The organism is Lentzea sp. NBRC 105346, assembly GCF_030269605.1.
Classification (GTDB): domain Bacteria; phylum Actinomycetota; class Actinomycetes; order Mycobacteriales; family Pseudonocardiaceae; genus Lentzea.
This window is the reverse complement of record NZ_BSTQ01000002.1, coordinates 515017-534166: the sequence shown is the minus strand read 5'-3', so window position 1 is coordinate 534166 and position 19150 is coordinate 515017. Positions and strand designations below refer to the sequence as shown.

Genomic DNA, 19150 nt, shown 5'->3' with positions numbered 1-19150 from the left:
GACCGGCCTGCGCCCTGGTTTCCTTGGGGCGAACAATGGTCGGCACCGCGCTCCTGACCCCGCTAGAGAACAACACCGCCCATCCGGCGCGTTGCCCTCTCGACAGGAGTGTGAGCGGATGTTGTTCGACACCAGTACCACCCGCCGGCCGCTGCTGGCCGCCCAGTCGGGGGTGTGGGTCGCGCAGCAGCTCAGTCCGGCCGAAGCGCAGTTCAACTGCGCGATCTGGTTCGACATCAACGGTTCGCTGGACGCGCGACTGCTGAGCCGGGCGGTGCGGCAGGCGGTCGCCGAGACCGAGGCCCTGTGGGCGCGGTTCGTCCCGGACGAGGACGGCACCCCATGGCAGGTCGTCGAGCCACTCTTCGATGTCGATCTGTCTATTGTGGACGTTGACGGTCCGGATGCGGCACACGACCGGATGCGTGCACTTCTTGCTGATCCGATGGATCTGGAACACGGTCCGCTGTTCGGTCACACCCTGTTCCGTATTTCTCCTTCCCGCTACTTCTTTCAATTCCGCGTGCACCACATCCTGCTCGACGGCTATGGACAGACGATTTATCTGCAGCGGCTGGCCGAGATCTATTCGGCTCTGGTCGCCGGGCAGAAACCACCGCCGTCGACGTTCGGCTCGCTGGACGACCTGGTGGCCGAGGAGGCCGCGTACCTCTCGTCGCCGCAGTTCGCGCTGGACCGCGACTTCTGGCTGTCGCAGTGCGCCGCGCCCGTGAGCCTGGCCGCACCCGCCTCCGCGAAAACCTTGCGTGTTTCCCTGTCGGCCGACCTGTCCGCGCACCGGGTGCCCTGGTCGACGGTGCTGATCGCGGCGACCGCCGTCTACCTGCACCGGTTGTCCGGTACCGAGGATGTGGTCCTCGGGCTTACTTCGGCCGGCCGTTCGAGCGGCGTTGCTCTCGCGACGCCCGCGATGCGCGCGACGCAGCTGCCGCTGCGGGTCCACGTGGATCCCGGCATGCCGTTCACGGAGGTCGTCGCTTCGGTGGCCGACAGCCTGCGGCGTGTCGTCGAGCATCAGGACCACCCCGGTGCGGAGTTCGCGCGGCGTTCCGCGTTCAGCGTCGTCGTCAACCCCATGTCGTTCGACCACGACGTCCGGTTCGGCTCCTGTGTCTCGACCATGCACGCGTTGCCGATGGCGCCGGTCAAGGACCTGATGATCTACGCCTACGGCCGCGACACCGTGGAGTTCGAGGCCAATCCGGCGTTGTACTCCGCTGCCGATCTCGCCGCGCACGCTTCCCGGTTCACCGCGTTCGTCGGCGCGCTCTGCTCCGGTCGCGAACCGGTCGGGCAGATCCCGTTTCTCGAGGACCGTCAGGTCGTTTTCGACTGGAACGACACGCTTGTAGACGTGCCGGACACGACGATCCCCGCGCTGTTCCGCGCGCAGGTTGCCCGCACACCCGACGCCGTGGCGGTGACGTTCGGCGATGAGAGTCTCACCTACGCTTCGCTGAACCTCTTGTCCAACCGCGTGGCGCACGCGTTGGCCGACGTGGGTCCCGAATCCGTCGTCGCCTTGCACATGCCCAGGTCGCTCGACCTGGTGATCGCCGTGCTCGGCGTGCTCAAGGCGGGTGCGGCTTACCTGCCGATCGATCCCGAGTATCCGGCCTCGCGGGTCGAGTTCCTGCTGGCCGACGCCGCTCCCGCGGTGGTTCTTCGCTCGCTGCCTGTTGCCGATGTGCCTTCGTCGGACCCGGTCGTTCCTTTGCGCCCGTCGCATCCCGCGTACCTGATCTACACGTCCGGGTCGACCGGCCGCCCGAAGGCGGTCGTCGGAACGCATTCCGCGCTGGTCAACCGGTTGCTGTGGGGTGCGCACGAGTTCCCTTACGACGAACCGGTCCTGGCGAAGACGTCGCTCAGCTTCATCGACGGCACCACCGAACTGCTCGGCCCGTTGCTGCACGGCGGCCACCTGGTGCTGTCGCCGTCGACGTCGGTCGACCCCGATCTGGTGGCCCGGCACGACATCGGCCGCCTGACGGTCGTACCCAGCCTGCTGATGACCTTGCTCGAGTCGCGGACACCTCCGGCTTGCCGGCTCTGGATATCCAGCGGCGAGGCCCTGACCGCGGCCCACGCCGCCCGGTTCGCTTCCGTTCTGCCGGACGCCCGGCTGATCAACTTCTACGGCTCGACCGAGGTTACCGGCGATTGCCTGTTCTCGACGGATGTCCATATCGGACGTCCAATCTGGAACACCCGGGTTTACGTGCTGGACAAGCGTTTGCGGCCCGCGCCACCGGGGGTGGTCGGTGAACTGTACGTGGCCGGCGCCGGGTTGGCGCGCGGGTATCTGCGGCAGCCGGGGCTGACGGCATCCCGTTTCGTGGCTTGCCCCTTCGGGGGCCGCATGTACCGCACGGGCGATCTGGCCCGGTGGAACCGTTCCGGATCGCTGGAGTTCGCCGGTCGCGCGGATGATCAGGTGAAGGTGCGCGGATTCCGGATCGAGCCCGGAGAGATCGAGGCGGCCCTGCTGAGCCGGGTTCGCCGGGCGGTCGTCGTCGTGCGGGACGAGCGAATCGTCGCCTACGTCGTTGGTTCCGCGGACGGGTTGCGGGAGCACGCCGCTCGGCTGCTTCCCGAACACATGGTCCCCACCGCGTTCGTCGAACTGGACGAACTGCCGCTGAACCCGAACGGCAAGGTCGACCGCGCGGCGCTGCCCGCCCCGGAGTTCGCCGGGCGCGGACGCGGACCGCGCACCCCACAGGAAGAGGTCCTCTGCGGCCTGTTCTCCGAAGTACTCGGCGTCGACCACATAGGGATCGACGACAACTTCTTCGAACTGGGCGGCCACTCCTTGCTGGCCACCAGGTTCACCAACCGGGTCCGAGCCGTACTGGGCATCGAACTACCGATGCGCGCCCTCTTCGACACGCCGACGGTGGCCGGCCTGACGCTGGCCGCCGCCAACCCCCGGCCCGCCCTGACCTCGCAGCCGAGGCCAGACCGGATCCCACTGTCGTTCGCCCAGCGCCGCCTGTGGTTCCTGCACCAGCTCGAAGGCCCGAGCGCCACCTACCTCATGCCGCTGGCCCTCCGGCTCACCGGCGACCTGGACGCCGATGCGCTGTGGGCCGCGGTGGCTGACGTGGTAGCCCGGCACGAGTCGTTGCGAACGTTCTTCCCGACCACGACCACGGACGGCGAGCCGGAGCAGGTCGTTGTGCCCGTGTCAGAGCAGCCGCTTGGCCCGCGCGCTTCCTTATGCGCTCAAAGCGTACCGCGGGGGTCTGACACTTTTGAGCCGCCGCAGGCGCAGGGCCGAACTGTTGACAGTTTCAGTCACCCAATCGTGTACGACCTTGCAGGCGAGGTCCCGGTCCGTGTGGAGCTCACCAAAATCAGCGAGACCGAACACCGACTGCTGGTAGTAGTGCACCACATCGTCGGCGACGGCTGGTCGATGGGGCCATTCCTCAAAGACCTGGCCACGGCCTACCGGGCGCGAACCGAAGGAAAGACCCCGGACTGGGCACCGCTGCCCGTGCAGTATGCGGACTACACGCTGTGGCAACGAGATGCGCTGAAGAACGAGCGGGACCGGCAGCTGAAGTACTGGAAAGAGCGGCTGGCCGGACTCCCGGAGCTCGCCACGCTGCCGATGGGCGGGCAACGGCCCGCGGTCGCGTCGGACCGGGGCGCCCGGACCGGGGTCTCGATCGCCGGAAACGGGATCAAGGAGCTGGCGCGCCGCGAAGGCGCGACCCTGTTCATGGTGCTGCACGCGGCACTCGCGGCGTTGCTGACGCGGCTCGGCGTGGGGAACGACATCCCGATCGGCACCCCGATCGCCGGGCGCACCGACGCGGCGCTCGACGACCTGATCGGGTTCTTCACCAACACACTGGTGCTGCGCACCGACACCGCGGGCAACCCGACGTTCCGCGAGTTGCTTCACCAGGTCCGCGAGACCGACCTCGCCGCCTACGCCAACCAGGACGTGCCGTTCGAGTACCTCGTCGAGGCGCTCAATCCGGCTCGGTCGCGGGGGCACCACCCGCTGTTCCAGATCATGCTGGTGCTGCAGAACGCCGGCCCGGCCGAGATCGACCTGCCCGGACTCGAGGTCGAGGTGGAGCCGGTCGCCACCGGCACCACGAAGTTCGACCTTTGCCTGACGCTGCAAGAAACACCGCACGGACTGGAAGGACACTTCGAGTACGCCACGGATCTCTTCGACGCCACCACGATCGAGGCCGTCAAGGGGTACTGGGAACGGATGCTCGACGCCGTCATCGCCGACCCCGACGTCCGGATCGGCGACGTCGAGCTGTTCGACGCGGTGCTGCCGCGACCGATCGAGACCACACCCAGGACGCTGCTCGACCTGTTCCCCAAACAGTCCCAAAACACAGCCATCACCGACGAGCACGGCGAACTGTCCTATGTGGAACTGAACAACAGGACGAACCGCCTGGCGCACCACCTGATCGAGCGAGGTGCCGGACCGGAACGGATCGTCGCACTCGTCATGCCACGATCCAAGGACCTCGTCGTCGCGATCCTGGCGGCGCTGAAGTCGGGCGCGGCATATCTGCCGATCGACCCGGACTACCCGGAAGAGCGCATCAACACCACGCTGACGGACGCCGCTCCCGTCATCACGCTCACCGAAATCCCCGACACCAACGGATACCCCGACACGGATCCGGAAGTGCTGGTCAGGCCGGAGAATCCGGCGTACGTGATCTACACGTCCGGCTCGACCGGCCGGCCCAAGGGCGTGGTCATCCCGCACGGCAACGTCGTGCGGCTGTTCGAGGCGACCGACCACTGGTTCGGGTTCGGGCCCGACGACGTGTGGACGTTGTTCCACTCCTACGCCTTCGACTTCTCGGTGTGGGAGATCTGGGGTGCGTTGCTCCACGGCGGACGGCTGGTCGTGGTGCCGAAGCAGGTGAGCCGTGCGCCTGAGGAGTTCGCACAGCTGCTGCGAAAAGAAAGCGTCACGGTGCTCAACCAGACGCCGTCGGCGTTCTACCAGCTGCCACGCGTGGACGGCCTGCGGTACGTGATCTTCGGCGGCGAGGCGCTCGACCTGCGGCGGGCGTGGGTCGAGGGACCCGCGCTGGTCAACATGTACGGCATCACCGAGACCACCGTGCACGTCACATACTTCCAGGTCGACAGGCCGCGCGATGGAAGCATCATCGGTGAGCCCATCCCGGACCTGGGCGTCCACGTCCTCGACGACCGGTTGAAGCCTGTGCCGCCCGGCGTGCCCGGCGAGATGTACGTGTCCGGCGCCGGGCTCGCGCGCGGATACCTGAACCGGCCGGGGCTGACGGCCGAACGGTTCGTGGCGTGCCCGTTCGGCCCTGGCAGGATGTACCGCACCGGCGACCTTGCGCGGTGGAACCACGAAAACCAGCTGGAGTACCTCGGACGCAGCGACGACCAGGTCAAGATCCGCGGCTACCGCATCGAGCTCGGCGAGATCGAAGCGGCGATCCCGGCGCCGAACAAAGTAATCGCAAAAGACGACAAGGTAGTCGCTTACGTCGTCGGCGACACCAACGGACTGCGGGAGCAGCTGAAAGCCAAGCTCCCGAGCCACATGGTGCCCGCAAAGTTCGTCGAGATCGACAAAATTCCGTTGACTCCCAACGGAAAGCTCGACCGAAATGCACTGCCAGAACCTGAGTTCGTCGCCGAAGGTCGAGCACCGCGAACACCGCGGGAAGAGCTCCTGTGCGGACTGTTCGCCGAAGTCCTGAACGTAGAGCGGGTCGGCATCGACGACGACTTCTTCGCGCTGGGCGGGCATTCACTGCTGGCGACCCGGCTGGTGAGCCGCATCCGTGCGGTGCTGGGCCTGGACATCGGGGTCCAGTCGGTGTTCGAGGCGCCCACGGTGGCCGGGATCGCCAACGCCGGCAACACCGCGCCGCGCATTGAGCCGATGCCGCGGCCGGACGTCGTGCCGTTGTCGTTCGCGCAGCAGCGGTTGTGGTTCCTCGACCGGCTGGAGGGGCCGAACGCGATCTACAACGTGCCGCTGGCCGTCCGCTTCACGGGCGCACTGGACGTGGTGGCGTTGCAAGAAGCACTGCAGGATGTGGTGCAGCGGCACGAGAGCCTGCGCACGATCATCGTCGAACGCGACGGCGTGCCGAGCCAGCTGGTCACCGACCTGACACCGGAACTACAACAAGTCGACGTCGACCCGGCCACGCTGACAAGCCACCGGTTCGACCTCACGACCGAGCTGCCGATCCGCGCGTGGTTGTGCGGCGGGAACGTGCTCGTCGTGCTGCTGCACCACATCGCGGGCGACGAGTGGTCGATAGGTCCACTGTGGAGTGATATCGCGACCGCCTACACCGCGCGCTCCACCGGCAACGCGCCGGACTGGAAGCCGCTGCCGGTGCAGTACGCGGACTACGCGCTGTGGCAACGGGATCTGCCGGTCGCCGAGCAGGAGGCGTACTGGACCAAAGCCCTCGAGAACCTGCCCGACCACCTCGAACTGCCGACCGACCGGCCGCGCCCGGCCGTGGCGAGCCACGAGGGCGCGACGCTGGACTTCGAGATCGGGCCGGAACTGCACGCGAAGCTGGTGACGCTGGCCCGGCAGAGCGGCACGAGCCTGTTCATGGTCCTGCACGCCGCGTTGGCCGCCCTGCTCAGCGCGCTGGGCGCGGGCACGGACATCCCGATCGGCAGCCCGATCGCGGGCCGCACCGACGACGCGCTCGACGACCTCGTCGGGTTCTTCGTCAACACGCTGGTGCTGCGCACGGACACGAGTGGCGACCCGTCGTTCGAGGAGCTGCTCGGCCGGGTGCGCAGCACCGCTCTGGCGGCGTACGCGCACCAGGACCTGCCGTTCGACCGCCTGGTCGAGGTGCTCAACCCGGAGCGGTCGCTCGCGCGCCACCCGTTGTTCCAGGTCATGCTGACGCTGCGCAACGCCGCGGAGACCAGCTTCGAGCTGCCCGGCCTGCGGGTCGACCTCGAACCGCTGCCTACGCACGGCGCCAAGTTCGACCTGCTGCTCGACTTCCGCGAAGGGGACGGGTTGCACGGCCAGGTCGGCTACGCCACCGACCTGTTCGACCACGACACCGTGCGCATGTTGACCGAACGGTTGGTCCGGCTGCTCGACGCGGTCACCGGCGACCCGCGCAAACCCCTGAGCCACATCGATCTGCTTGATCCCGACGAACGCCGGAAGCTGCTGACCTTCAAAGAACATGCGGTTCCGGACGCGACGCTGCCCGAGCTGTTCGCGGCGCAGGTCGCCCGGACGCCCGAGCACACCGCGGTCGTGTGCGGCGAAGAAACCTTGACCTACGAGGAACTTAACGCGCGCGCGAACGGGTTGGCGCACCATCTGATTGAACGAGGTGTGAGGCCGGAAACACCGGTCGCACTGCGGATGAACCGCTCCACCGAACTGATTGTGGCGATTCTGGCCATCACCAAGGCCGGTGGCGCCTACGTTCCGGTGCACGAGTCGTATCCCGAGAGCCGGATCGAGCTGGGGCTGCGGGAAACCGGCGCGGCGATCGTGCTCACCGGTGCCGAGGAGACCGGGGCCCAGGCCAACGAGCCTCAGTTGACGGTTGACCCGGACCAGATCGCGTACGTCATGTACACCTCGGGCTCGACGGGCACGCCCAAGGGGATCCAGATCACCCACCGCGATGTCGTCGAACTGGCGCTGGACCGGCGCTGGGACGACGGCTCGGCGCAACGCGTGCTGCTGCACTCGCCGCACGCGTTCGACGCCTCGACCTTCGAGCTGTGGGTTCCGTTGCTGCGCGGCGGCACGGTGGTCGTGGCGCCGGAGGATCTCGCGCGGACGATCGTCGAGCAGCGGATCACCGCGGTGTGGCTGACCGCCGGGTTGTTCCACGTCATGGCCGAACGCGAGCCCGAGGTGTTCGCCGGGGTGCGGCGCGTCCTGGCCGGTGGTGACGTCGTGTCCGGTAACGCGGTGCGGCGTGTGCTCGACCATTGCCCGGACACCGTGGTCACGAATGGTTATGGGCCAACGGAAACGACGACGTTCGCGACCACGTACGACGTGCCGCGCGACCACCAGGGCGCGGTGCCGATCGGGTCGCCGCTGGACAACACGCGGGTCTACGTGCTGGACGCGTTCCTGAGGCCGGTGCCCGCCGGTGTCGTCGGCGAGCTGTACATCGCGGGCGCCGGGTTGGCCCGTGGCTACGTGAACCGCCCGGACCTGACGGCGGAACGATTCGTGGCGTGCCCGTTCGGACCAGGGCGGATGTACCGGACGGGCGACCTGGTCAAGTGGGCGGGCGAGAACCTGGAGTTCATCGGCCGGGCCGATGACCAGGTGAAGGTGCGCGGGTTCCGGATCGAACTCGGGGAGATCGAATCCGTGCTTGCCGAGATCGCCCAGAACGTCGTGATCGTGCGCGACGGCCGCCTGATTGCCTATGTGGTCTCCGAGACCGATGTTCGGTCGTGGTTGGCGGAACGGTTGCCGGAGTACATGGTGCCGTCGCTGATCGTGTCGGTGGAAGCGTTGCCGTTGACCGCCAACGGAAAGGTGGACCGCGCGACGCTGCCCGACCCGGAGATCGTGGTGTCGGACGGCGCGCCGCGGACCGAACGGGAAGAACTGCTGTGCGGGCTGTTCGCGTCCGTGCTCGGGCTGCCGCGCGTGGGCGTGGACGACAACTTCTTCTCGCTGGGCGGCGACAGCATCAGCACGTTGCGCGTGGTCAGCGGAGCGCGGGACGCCGGAATGCTGATCCGGCCGAAGGATGTCTTCGAGCACAAGACGCCCGCGGGTCTGGCGGCGGCCGCGGGCACGGACATCCCCGAGGCGAAACCGATGTCGCTGAACCCGGAGGTACTGCCGCTGTTGCCGTTGCAGCGAGGACTGCTGTTCCATGCGCTGTACGACGCGGACGCGCCGGACGTCTACGTGGTGCAGACGGTCTTCGAGGTGACCGGGGACGTGAGCCCGTTGCGGGCGCGGGCGGAACGGGCGCTGCGCCGCCATCCGCACCTGGCCGCCGCGTTCGATCACGAGGCCTTGGTCCAGGTGGTGCCGGCGGACGTCGAGCTGCCGTGGGCCGAGATCGAGACCGACGACCTCGAGCGGACGCTCGCGGAGGACCGGGCCCGGCGGTTCGACCCGGCACGGCCGCCGCTGTTGCGGTTCACGTTGATCCGCACCGGGGGCCGGCGGCTGCTGGTGCTGACCAACCACCACATCCTGCTCGACGGCTGGTCGATGCCGATCCTGCTGAACGAGCTGCTCACCGACGAGCTGCCCGAACCGGTGCCGTTCGCGAACTACCTGGCGTGGCTGGAAAGTCAGGACCAAGCGGCATCGATAGAGGCGTGGCGCGAGGCGCTGTCCGGGGCCCAGCCGACGCGCATCGGGGACGCGACCCCCGCTGTTCCCGAGCTGCTGGAGGTCGCGGCGTCCGAGGAGCTGACCCGCGGGCTCACCGGCCTGGCCCGGCGGCACGGGCTGACGTTGAGCACGGTGGTGCAGGCCGCGTGGGCGGTGCTGCTCGGGTGCCTGACGAACAACGACGACGTGGTTTTCGGCGCCACCGTGGCGGTCCGGCCGCCGGAGCTGCCGGGCAGCGAGCGGCTCGTCGGGTTGTGCATCAACACCGTGCCGGTGCGCGTGCGGCTCACCGGCACCGTGCGCGAGGTGCTGGAACGGTTGCGGGAACAGCAGACCGCGCTGCTCGAGCACCAGTACCTGGACCTCGCGGAGATCCAGCGGGAGCACGGCGAGCTGTTCGACACCGTCACGGTGTTCGAGAACTACCCGATCGACCAGAGCGACGAACGGATCCGGTTCGTCGGCACCCACGGCGGCGACGTCACGCACTACCCGTTGTCGCTGCTGACCGTGCCCGGCGAGCGGCTGAGGTTCAAGCTGAGCCACCGGCCGGACCTGGACGCGAACGCGATCGCCGCACGGTTCCTTCGCGTGCTCCAAGCCTTCACGGATGACTCGTGTCCGATCATTCGCCTGGATCTGCTGGACGAACGCGAACGCGCGCGGCTGCTGGTTGACTGGAACGACACCGGCCGTGCCCTGTCGGGCACCGTGCCGGAGCTGTTCCGGCGGCAGGTGGCGACGACGCCGGACAACCCGGCCATCGTGTTCGAGGGCGGCGAACTGTCCTATGTGGAGCTCAACGAGCGAGTCAACCGGCTGGCGCATCACCTGATCGGGCTCGGCGTCGGACCCGAGTCGGTCGTGGCGCTGCGGTTCGGGCGGTCCGTCGACATGGTCGTCGCGATGCTCGGCGTCATGAAGGCCGGTGGCGCGTACCTGCCGATCGACCCGGACTATCCGGCCGAACGCATCGAGTTCATGCTGCGTGACGCGGCGCCCCAGGTGGTGCTGACCGAGCTGCCCGAACTGAGTGGGCCGGTCGACGAACCGGCGGTGGACCTGCGGCCGGAACATCCGGCGTACGTGATCTACACGTCCGGATCGACCGGCACGCCCAAGGGTGTTGTGGTCTCGCACGCGGGTGTGCCGAGCCTGGTGGCGTCGCAGGTCGCGCGGTTCGGCGTCACGTCGGGCAGCCGGGTGCTGCAGTTCGCGTCGCCGAGCTTCGACGCCGCGTTCTCCGAGGTGTGCATGGCGTTGCTGTCCGGCGCGGCGCTGGTGATCGGCCCGCGCGACCGGCTGGACGACATCACGCACGTGACCGTGCCGCCGTCGATGCTGGCGGCATGGACGCCCGAACAGCTGGCGGATGTGCAAACCCTCGTGGTGGCGGGCGATTCCGTCTCCGCCGAGGTGATCAGTCGGTTCTCGCCGGGGCGGCGTGTGATCAACGCGTATGGACCGACCGAGACGACCGTGTGCGCCACGATGAGCGAGCCGCTGGTTTCGGGGGCGCCGATCGGCCGGCCGATCGCCAACACGCGGGTCTACGTGCTGGACGCCTTCCTGAGGCCGGTTCCGGTCGGCGTGACCGGTGAGCTGTACGTCGCGGGCTCCGGTCTGGCGCGCGGGTATCTGCGGCGGCCTGCGTTGACCGCATCGCGGTTCGTGGCTTGTCCGTTCGGCGGGCGGATGTATCGCACCGGGGACCTGGTGCGCTGGAACCGTTCTGGCGAGCTCGAGTTCGTTGGCCGGGCCGATGATCAGGTGAAGGTGCGCGGGTTCCGGATCGAGCTCGGTGAGATCGAGGCCGTGCTCGCGGAGATCGCCCAGAACGTCGTGGTGGTGCGCGACGGGCGGTTGGTCGCCTATGTGGTGTCCAAGGCCGATGTCCGGTCATGGTTGGCGGAACGGTTGCCGGAGTACATGGTGCCATCGGTGATCGTGTCGTTGGACGCGTTGCCGTTGACGCCCAACGGAAAGGTGGACCGCGCGGCGCTGCCCGACCCGGAGATCGTGGTGTCGGACGGCGCGCCGCGGACCGAGCGGGAAGAGCTGCTCTGCGGGCTGTTCGCGTCCGTGCTCGGGCTGCCGCGTGTGGGTGTGGACGACAACTTCTTCGCACTGGGTGGCGACAGCATCAACACTCTGCGCCTGGTCAGCGGCGCCCGCGAGGCCGGTCTGCTGATCAGCCCGAAGGACGTGTTCGACCGCAAGACGCCGGCCGCGCTCGCCGCCTGCGCCGGGGACGTAGTCGAACGGGCCGCCGACGCTGGAGCGGGTGAGCTGCCGGCGACACCGATCATCCATTGGCTGTGGGAGCGCGGCGGGTCGATCGACGACTTCCACCAGTCGATGGTGATCCGGGTTCCGCCGACCAGCGCGGAAGATTTGACGGCCGCGCTGCAGAAGGTTGTCGATCACCACGACGCGCTGCGAATGCGGGTGCGTGGCCGGAAGCTGGAGATCACGCCACCGGGCTCCGTCGAGGTGACCGTGCGGCCTGCGACCGGGGGACTGGCCGAGGAGGCGAAACAGGCGCTGGCCCGGTTGAACCCCGAGTCCGGCGTGATGCTGCAGGCCGTCTGGTTCGGCAGCGGATGTCTGCTGTTGGTCGCGCATCACCTCGTGGTGGACGGAGTGTCGTGGCGGATCCTGTTGCCTGACCTGCAAGCGGCCTTCGAAGGCCGGCCGCTGCCGAGGGGCGGGACGTCGTTCCGCGAGTGGGCGAGGCTGTTGTCGAAGCAGGACAGGCGATCCGAGCTGCCATTGTGGACAGACGTGCTGCGCGGTCCGGATCCACTGCTGTCCGTCCGGCCACTCACCGACCAGGACACCAAGGCGGGATCGCTGACCCTGACGTTGCCCGCATCGGTGACCAGGCCGTTGCTGACGCGGGTGCCGGAGCTGTTCCACGGGCGGATCAACGACGTCCTGCTGACCGCGTTCGCGGTGGCCGTCGCGCAGTGGCGCGGCGAACCTGGACCGGTGCTGGTGGACGTCGAGGGCCACGGCCGGGAGGCGGACGCGCTCGGTGTGCCGGGCGTCGACCTGTCCCGCACGGTCGGCTGGTTCACCACGATCTTCCCGGTGCGGCTGGACCCCGGCCAGCTCGCGTGGGACGAGGTGACGTCCGGCGGGGTGTCGCTCGGCCAGGCGGTCAAACAGGTGAAGGAACAGTTGCGGGCGTTGCCGGACAACGGGTTGGGCTACGGCGTGCTGCGGTACCTCGACGCCGAGACCGGACCGGCGCTTGCCGGGTTGCCGCGGCCGCAGCTCGGGTTCAACTATCTCGGCCGGTTCACCGTGACCGATGATCACGACTGGGCACCATCCTCGGACGCGACGCTGCTGAGCGGGATCGAACACGGGGAGATGCCGCTGGCCCACGCCATCGCGCTGGACGCCGCCACCCAGGACCGGCCGGACGGGCCGGAACTGGTGGCGCACTGGCTGTTCGCCGCGGACCTGTTCTCCGCCGAGCGGATCGGTGAGCTCGCCGGACTGTGGTTCGCCGCGCTGGAAGGCCTGGTCACGCACGCGCAACGGCCTGAGGCGGGCGGGCTCACCCCATCTGACCTGCTGGTGCCGCTCAGCCAGGCCCAGATCGCGATGCTCGAGTCGGCGCGGAGGACGAAGTCGTGACGGGTGTTGCCGATGTGCTGCCGTTGTCGCCGTTGCAGCGGGGCTTCCTGTTTCATGCGCTGTACGACGCGGACGCCCCGGACGTCTACGTCGTGCAGACCGTCTTCGAGGTGACCGGGCCGCTCGACGTGCCCGCGTTGCGCGCGGCGGCCGAGGCGTTGCTGCGCCGCCATCCGCACCTCGCGGTCGGATTCCACTACGAGGGCCTGGACTTCCCGGTCCAGATCGTGCCGGCCGACATCGAGGTGCCGTGGTCGGAGATCGAGACCGACGACCTGGAGCGGACGCTCGCCGAGGACCGGGCCCGGCGGTTCGATCCGGTGCGACCGCCGCTGCTCCGGTTCACCCTGATCCGCCTGGACGACGGCTACCGGCTGGTGTTCACCAACCACCACATCCTGCTGGACGGCTGGTCCGCGCCGATCTTCCTGCAGGAGCTGTTCGCCCTCTACTCCGGTACCACTTTGCCTTATCCGCCAACGTATCGGGACTACCTCGCGTGGATGCTGGGGCAGGATCAGGACGCGGCGGGGGAGGCGTGGCACGCGGCGCTGGACGGGGTGACGCCCACGCGCATCGGGCCCGGCGACAACGCCTCCGTCATCCCGTCGGAGGTCGCCGAGCTGCTGTCGCCCGAGCTGACGTCGTCCCTGACCGCGCAGGCGCGGCGGCACGGGTTGACGCTGAGCACGGTAGTGCAGGGCGCGTGGGGTGTTCTGCTCGGTTATCTGACCGGTAGCGACGACGTGGTCTTCGGCGCCACTGTCGCGGTGCGACCGCCCGAGCTGCCCGGCTGCGACCGGCTCGTCGGGTTGTGCATCAACACCGTGCCGGTGCGGGTGCGGATGCGGCCCGGTGACTCGCTGGGCACGGTGCTGGAACGGTTGCAGGAACAGCGGGCCGCGCTGCTGAACCACCAGCACCTCGACCTCGTGGAAATCCAGCGCGGGCACGGCGAGCTGTTCGACACCGTCACGGAGTTCGCGAACTATCCGGTGGACGCGTCCACCCAGCACACCGTCGGTGCGGTGCGGGTCTCGTATCTCGGCACCAACGGCGGGGACGTCACGCACTATCCGCTGTCGCTCGTCGCGGTGCCGGGTCAGCGGCTGCGGCTGCGGGTCAGCTACCGGCCCGACCTGTTCTCCCACGCCGACGTGCGGTTGATCGTCGATCGGCTCGTCCGCGTGCTGGCGGCGTTCGCGGCGGATCCCGGCCGGCCGCTGGCGCGCGTCGAGCTGATGGATCCGACCGAACGCTCTCGGATGCTGTTGGAGTGGAACGACTCGGCGCGTCCCGTGTCGGCGGCGACCGTGCCCGCGCTGTTCCAGGTATCGGATCGTACGGCCGTGGAGTGTGACGGCACTTCACTGTCCTATTTGGAGCTGAGTCAGCGGTCGAACCGCCTAGCGCACCACCTGATCGGGCTCGGGGTGGGACCGGAGTCGATCGTGGCTCTGTCGTTGCCGCGGTCGATCGACATGGTCGTGGCGGTGCTGGGTGTTTTGAAGACCGGTGGCGCGTACCTGCCGGTCGATCCCGACTATCCGGCCGAGCGCATCGAGTTCATGCTGACCGATGCCGCGCCACAGGTGGTGCTGACCGCCTTGCCCGAACTGTCGGGGCCGGTCGACGACCCGGTGGTGGACCTGCGGCCGGAGCATCCGGCGTACGTGATCTACACGTCCGGGTCGACCGGGCGGCCCAAGGGTGTCGTGGTGTCGCACGCCGGCGTGGCGAGTCTTCTTGAGTCGCAACGGTCTCAGCTGGGGGTCGGGCCCGGGAAACGGGTCCTGCAGTTCGCATCGCTGAGCTTCGACGCGGCGTTCTGGGAGATCTGCATGTCGCTGCTGTCCGGCGCGACGCTCGTGCTGACCAGCGGAAAGGTGCTGGGCGACGACCTCGCGTCCGTTCTTCGCGACGTCACCCATGCGACGCTGCCGCCGGTCGCGTTGGCCGGTGTGTCGCCGGTTCCTTCGCTCGAATGCCTTGTTGTGGCCGGTGAGGCGTGCTCGCCCGAGCTGGTGTCGGCGTGGGCGCCCGGTCGTCGGATGATCAACGCGTACGGCCCGACCGAGACGACCGTGTGCGCCACGATGAGCTCGCCGTTGGGCTCGGGGGCGCCGATCGGCGGGCCGATTGCCAACACGCGCGTCTACGTGCTGGACGGGTTGTTACGGCCGGTTCCCGCTGGTGTGGCGGGGGAGTTGTATGTCGCGGGTGCCGGTCTGGCGCGCGGGTATCTGCGGCGGCCTGCGTTGACCGCGTCGCGGTTCGTGGCTTGTCCGTTCGGCGGGCGGATGTATCGCACCGGGGACATGGTGCGCTGGAACCGTTCTGGCGAGCTCGAGTTCATCGGCCGGGCCGATGATCAGGTGAAGGTGCGCGGTTTCCGGATCGAGCTCGGTGAGATCGAGGCCGTGCTGGCGGAGATCGCGCAGAACGTCGTGGTGGTGCGGGACGGCCGGCTCGTCGCCTACGTGGTGTCTTCCGACGACGTGCGTTCCTGGCTGGCTTCACGGTTGCCGGAGCACATGGTGCCGTCGGTGATCGTGCCGATGGACGCGTTGCCCGTGACGCCCAACGGGAAGGTGGACCGGAACGCACTGCCTGCTCCGTCGGTGGCGGTGTCCGGGCGAGCGCCGCGCACCGAGCGGGAAGAGGTGTTGTGCGGCCTGTTCGCCGAGGTGCTGGGGCTGCCGTCGGTGGGCGTCGACGACAGCTTCTTCGCTTTGGGTGGCGACAGCATCATGTCGATCCAGCTCGTGTCGCGGGCGCGGGCGGCCGGGGTGGAGCTGTCGATCCGCGACGTGTTCGAACGCCGCACGGTCGCCGCGCTGGCGACGGTCGACGCCGCTGGTGAAGTGGTCGGTGTTGACGAGGGCTTCGGTGATCTGCCACGGACACCGATCGTCGAGTGGCTGCGCGAACGCGGCGAATCGATGCGGCGGTTCAGCCAGTCGGTCGTCGTTCGCGTGCCGGTCGACGCCACCGTCGACGACCTCACCGTCGCGCTGCAAACCGTCGTGGACCACCACGACGCGCTGCGCATGCGGGTCCGCGACTGGACGTTGGAGATCACCCCACCCGGCTCGGTCACCGTGACCGTGCGCCGGGCCGTTGCGAGCCTCGCTGAAGAGGCCGAGACGGCGCTCGACCGGCTCGACCCTTCGTCCGGCGTGATGGTGCAGGCGGTCCTGGTCGAGCCGGGCCGGTTGCTGCTCGTCCTGCACCACCTCGTGGTGGACGGGGTGTCGTGGCGGATCCTGTTGCCGGACCTCCAGGCCGCCTGGAGCGGGGTGCCGCTGGCGCCGGTCGGGACCTCGCTGCGCTGGTGGGCCCGTTCGATGCACGAGAAGGCCACCTTGTGGGCCGACCGGCTCGACACCTGGCGGGCGGTTCTCGATGCGCCGCAAGCGCTTCCCACGCCGGTGGCCTCGGCGACGTCGGTCACCGTCTCGCTGCCGGTCGACCAGATCACCACGCGGCTGGCGGGTCCGCAGGAGGTGTTGCTCACCGCGCTGGCGGTCGCGTTGAGCCGCTGGGGCGCGGACGCGGTCATCGATCTGGAGGGACACGGCAGGCACGAGGACGAGGGCGTCGACCTGTCCCGCACGGTCGGGTGGTTCACCAGCCTGTACCCGGTGCGGCTCGATCACGGCATCCTGTCGTGGGACGACTTCGTCGCCGGTGGACCGGTCGTCGGGCGGGTGCTGCGGCGCGTCAAGCAGCAGCTGCGCGTGCCGGACCACGGCCTGAGCTTCGGTGCGCTGCGGTATCTGAATCCCGAAACGGCTCCGGTGCTCGCCGCGCTGCCCCAGCCGCGGATCGGGTTCAACTACCTCGGTCGCTTCGAGGCGCCCGACGCCGACTGGACGATCGCCGCCGAGACGGCCGAGCTCCCGGCCGGTGAGTCGGTGTCCGGTCACCTGCTCGACATCAACGCGATCACCCACGGCGACAAGCTGTCGGCGAACCTGACGGGCTCTCTGTCCGGAATGGACGTTCTTGCCGACCTGTGGCAGCAAGCGCTTGCGGGCATCGCGTTGTACGACGAATCGGACGAGTGGCCGGTGTCGCCGTTGCAGGAAGGCCTGCTCTTCCACGCGGTGTACGACGAGGACGCCACCGACGTGTACGTCGTGCAGGTCGTGCTCCACCTGGAGGGCCGGCTGGATCCCGACGCCCTCCATGCGGCTGCCCGCACGTTGCTGGAACGGCATCCGAACCTGCGAGCCGGATTCAGGTACTCCGATGAGCCGGTGCAGTTCGTCCCGGCGGACTTCACCGTGCCGTGGCGGGTCGTCGACGGCGACGTGGCAGAGGTGGCGCGCGAGGACCGGGCGCGCTTCGACGTCACGCAACCGCCGCTGATGCGATTCTCGCTGGTCAGGTCGGGGGATCGGCACGCGCTCGTACTGACGCACCACCACCTGTTGCTGGACGGCTGGTCGATGCCGCTGCTCGTGGGTGAGCTGCTGGAGCTGCACGCCGGCGGCGAGCTCGGCCCGGTGACGCCGTATCGCGACTACCTCACGTGGCTCGGCGACCAGGACCGCGCGGCGGCGACGGCGGCCTGGCGCTCGCTCTTGTCCGATGTGGATGGACCTACGCTCGTGGCCGGCCTCGACCGGGGAGCCGGGAAGCCGGTGGAGCTCTCGACCGAGCTGTCCGCCGAGCTCACCGCGTCGCTGGTCGAGCTCGCCCGGCGGCACGGGCTGACGCTGAACGCCCTCGTGCAGGCCGCGTGGGCGGTGCTGCTGGGACGGATGACCGGGCGCGACGACGTGGTGTTCGGCGCCACGGTGTCCACCCGGCCGCCGGAGATCCCCGGCATCGAGACGATGATCGGGCTGTTCCTCAACACCGTGCCGGTGCGGGTCCGCCTCGACCCGGCCGCGTCGCTGCTCGACGTGTGCGCCGCGGTGCAGGAACAGCAGACGCGCATGATGGCGCACCACCACCTCTCGCTGCCCGAGATCACCGGGAACCTGTTCGACACGCTGGTGCTGTTCGAGAACTATCCGATCGACGCCGACCACCTCGCGGAACGGTCGGGCGGGCTGCGGATCGTGGACGTCGAGGGCGGCGGTGGCACGCACTACCCGTTGAACCTCGTGGCGCTGCCCGGCGAACGACTGGGGCTTCGGCTGCGCTACCAGCCGCATCTGATCGACAATGCCGAACGGTGGCTCGATCTGTTCGTGGGACTGCTGGGTTCTGATCCGGCCCGCAGGGTGGCGCTGCCGGGCGTGGCCGAGGTGGTGGCGTTCGAACACCGTTCGGCATTGTCGAACGAACCGGTGTCGGTGGCGGATCCGCGGGCGAACCAGATCGCGAACTGGCTGCTGCGGCTGGGCGTGTCCGGCCTGGTCGGCGTGTGCGTACGGCGTTCGCGCGAGCTGGCCTCCGTGCTGCTCGGCGTGTGGAAGGCCGGAATGGCGTTCGTCATTGTCGAACGGAGCCTGCCGGCTGAGCGCGTGCGTGCGATGACAGCCGACTGTGCGTTCGTGGTGACGGATGATCATCTGGCGGACAGCCTCAGGGAGTCGACGACGGATCCCGGTGTGCCGGTGTCGTTGGACGATCTTGCGTACGTGTCGTTCACGTCCGGGTCGACCGGTCGCCCGAAAGGCGTGATGGGGACGCATCGTGGTGTCGCGAACTACTTCGCGGACCTGCGTCAGTACGTCGGAGCCGACGATGTCGTACTGCAATCGACAATGCCGACCTTCGACGCGTCGTTGCGGGACCTGGTCTTCCCGGTGATCGTCGGTGCGCGACAGGTGTTCTCGACGGACGACTTGTCCGGGGTGACGGTGATCCCGGCGATCGTGCCGTCCGTGTTGCGGGAGCTGGTGTCGCAGGCGGGGAAGCGTGTTTTTCCGGCCGTGCACACGATCCTGGTCAGCGGCGAGGTGTTGCACGACGCCGACCGCGAGGCCGCGCGAACGGTGTTCGTCAACGCGCGGATCGTCAACATGTACGGACCGAGCGAGTGCACGATGACGACGACCGCCGGGTTCATCGGCGTCGGCCGCCCGATTCCGGGGGCGTCGGTGCACGTGCTCGACGCGGGGCTGGCACGGGTGCCGGTGGGCGTGCCGGGCGAGATCT

Annotated in this window: 2 protein-coding genes (1 of these 2 cut by a window edge); both read left to right on the top strand. The window is 68.7% G+C overall.

Annotated features, from left to right (window positions below):
• The first annotated feature begins 118 nt into the window (after positions 1-118).
• Entirely contained in the window at positions 119-13033 is a 12915-nt protein-coding gene (locus QSK35_RS06400) for a non-ribosomal peptide synthetase (protein WP_285743194.1), read from the top strand.
• Positions 13030-19150: the start of a non-ribosomal peptide synthetase gene (locus tag QSK35_RS06395; protein WP_285743192.1), read on the top strand. The gene runs 6989 nt beyond the window's last position; only the first 6121 of its 13110 coding nucleotides appear in the window; the start codon lies at positions 13030-13032; its stop codon lies off the right edge, out of view. The genes QSK35_RS06400 and QSK35_RS06395 overlap by 4 nt, the downstream gene beginning before the upstream one ends.

Coding starts and splice junctions, on each gene's coding strand:
- QSK35_RS06400 (WP_285743194.1), top strand. CDS start 119: ATGTTGTTCGACACCAGTACCACCCGCCGGCCGCTGCTGGCCGCCCAG.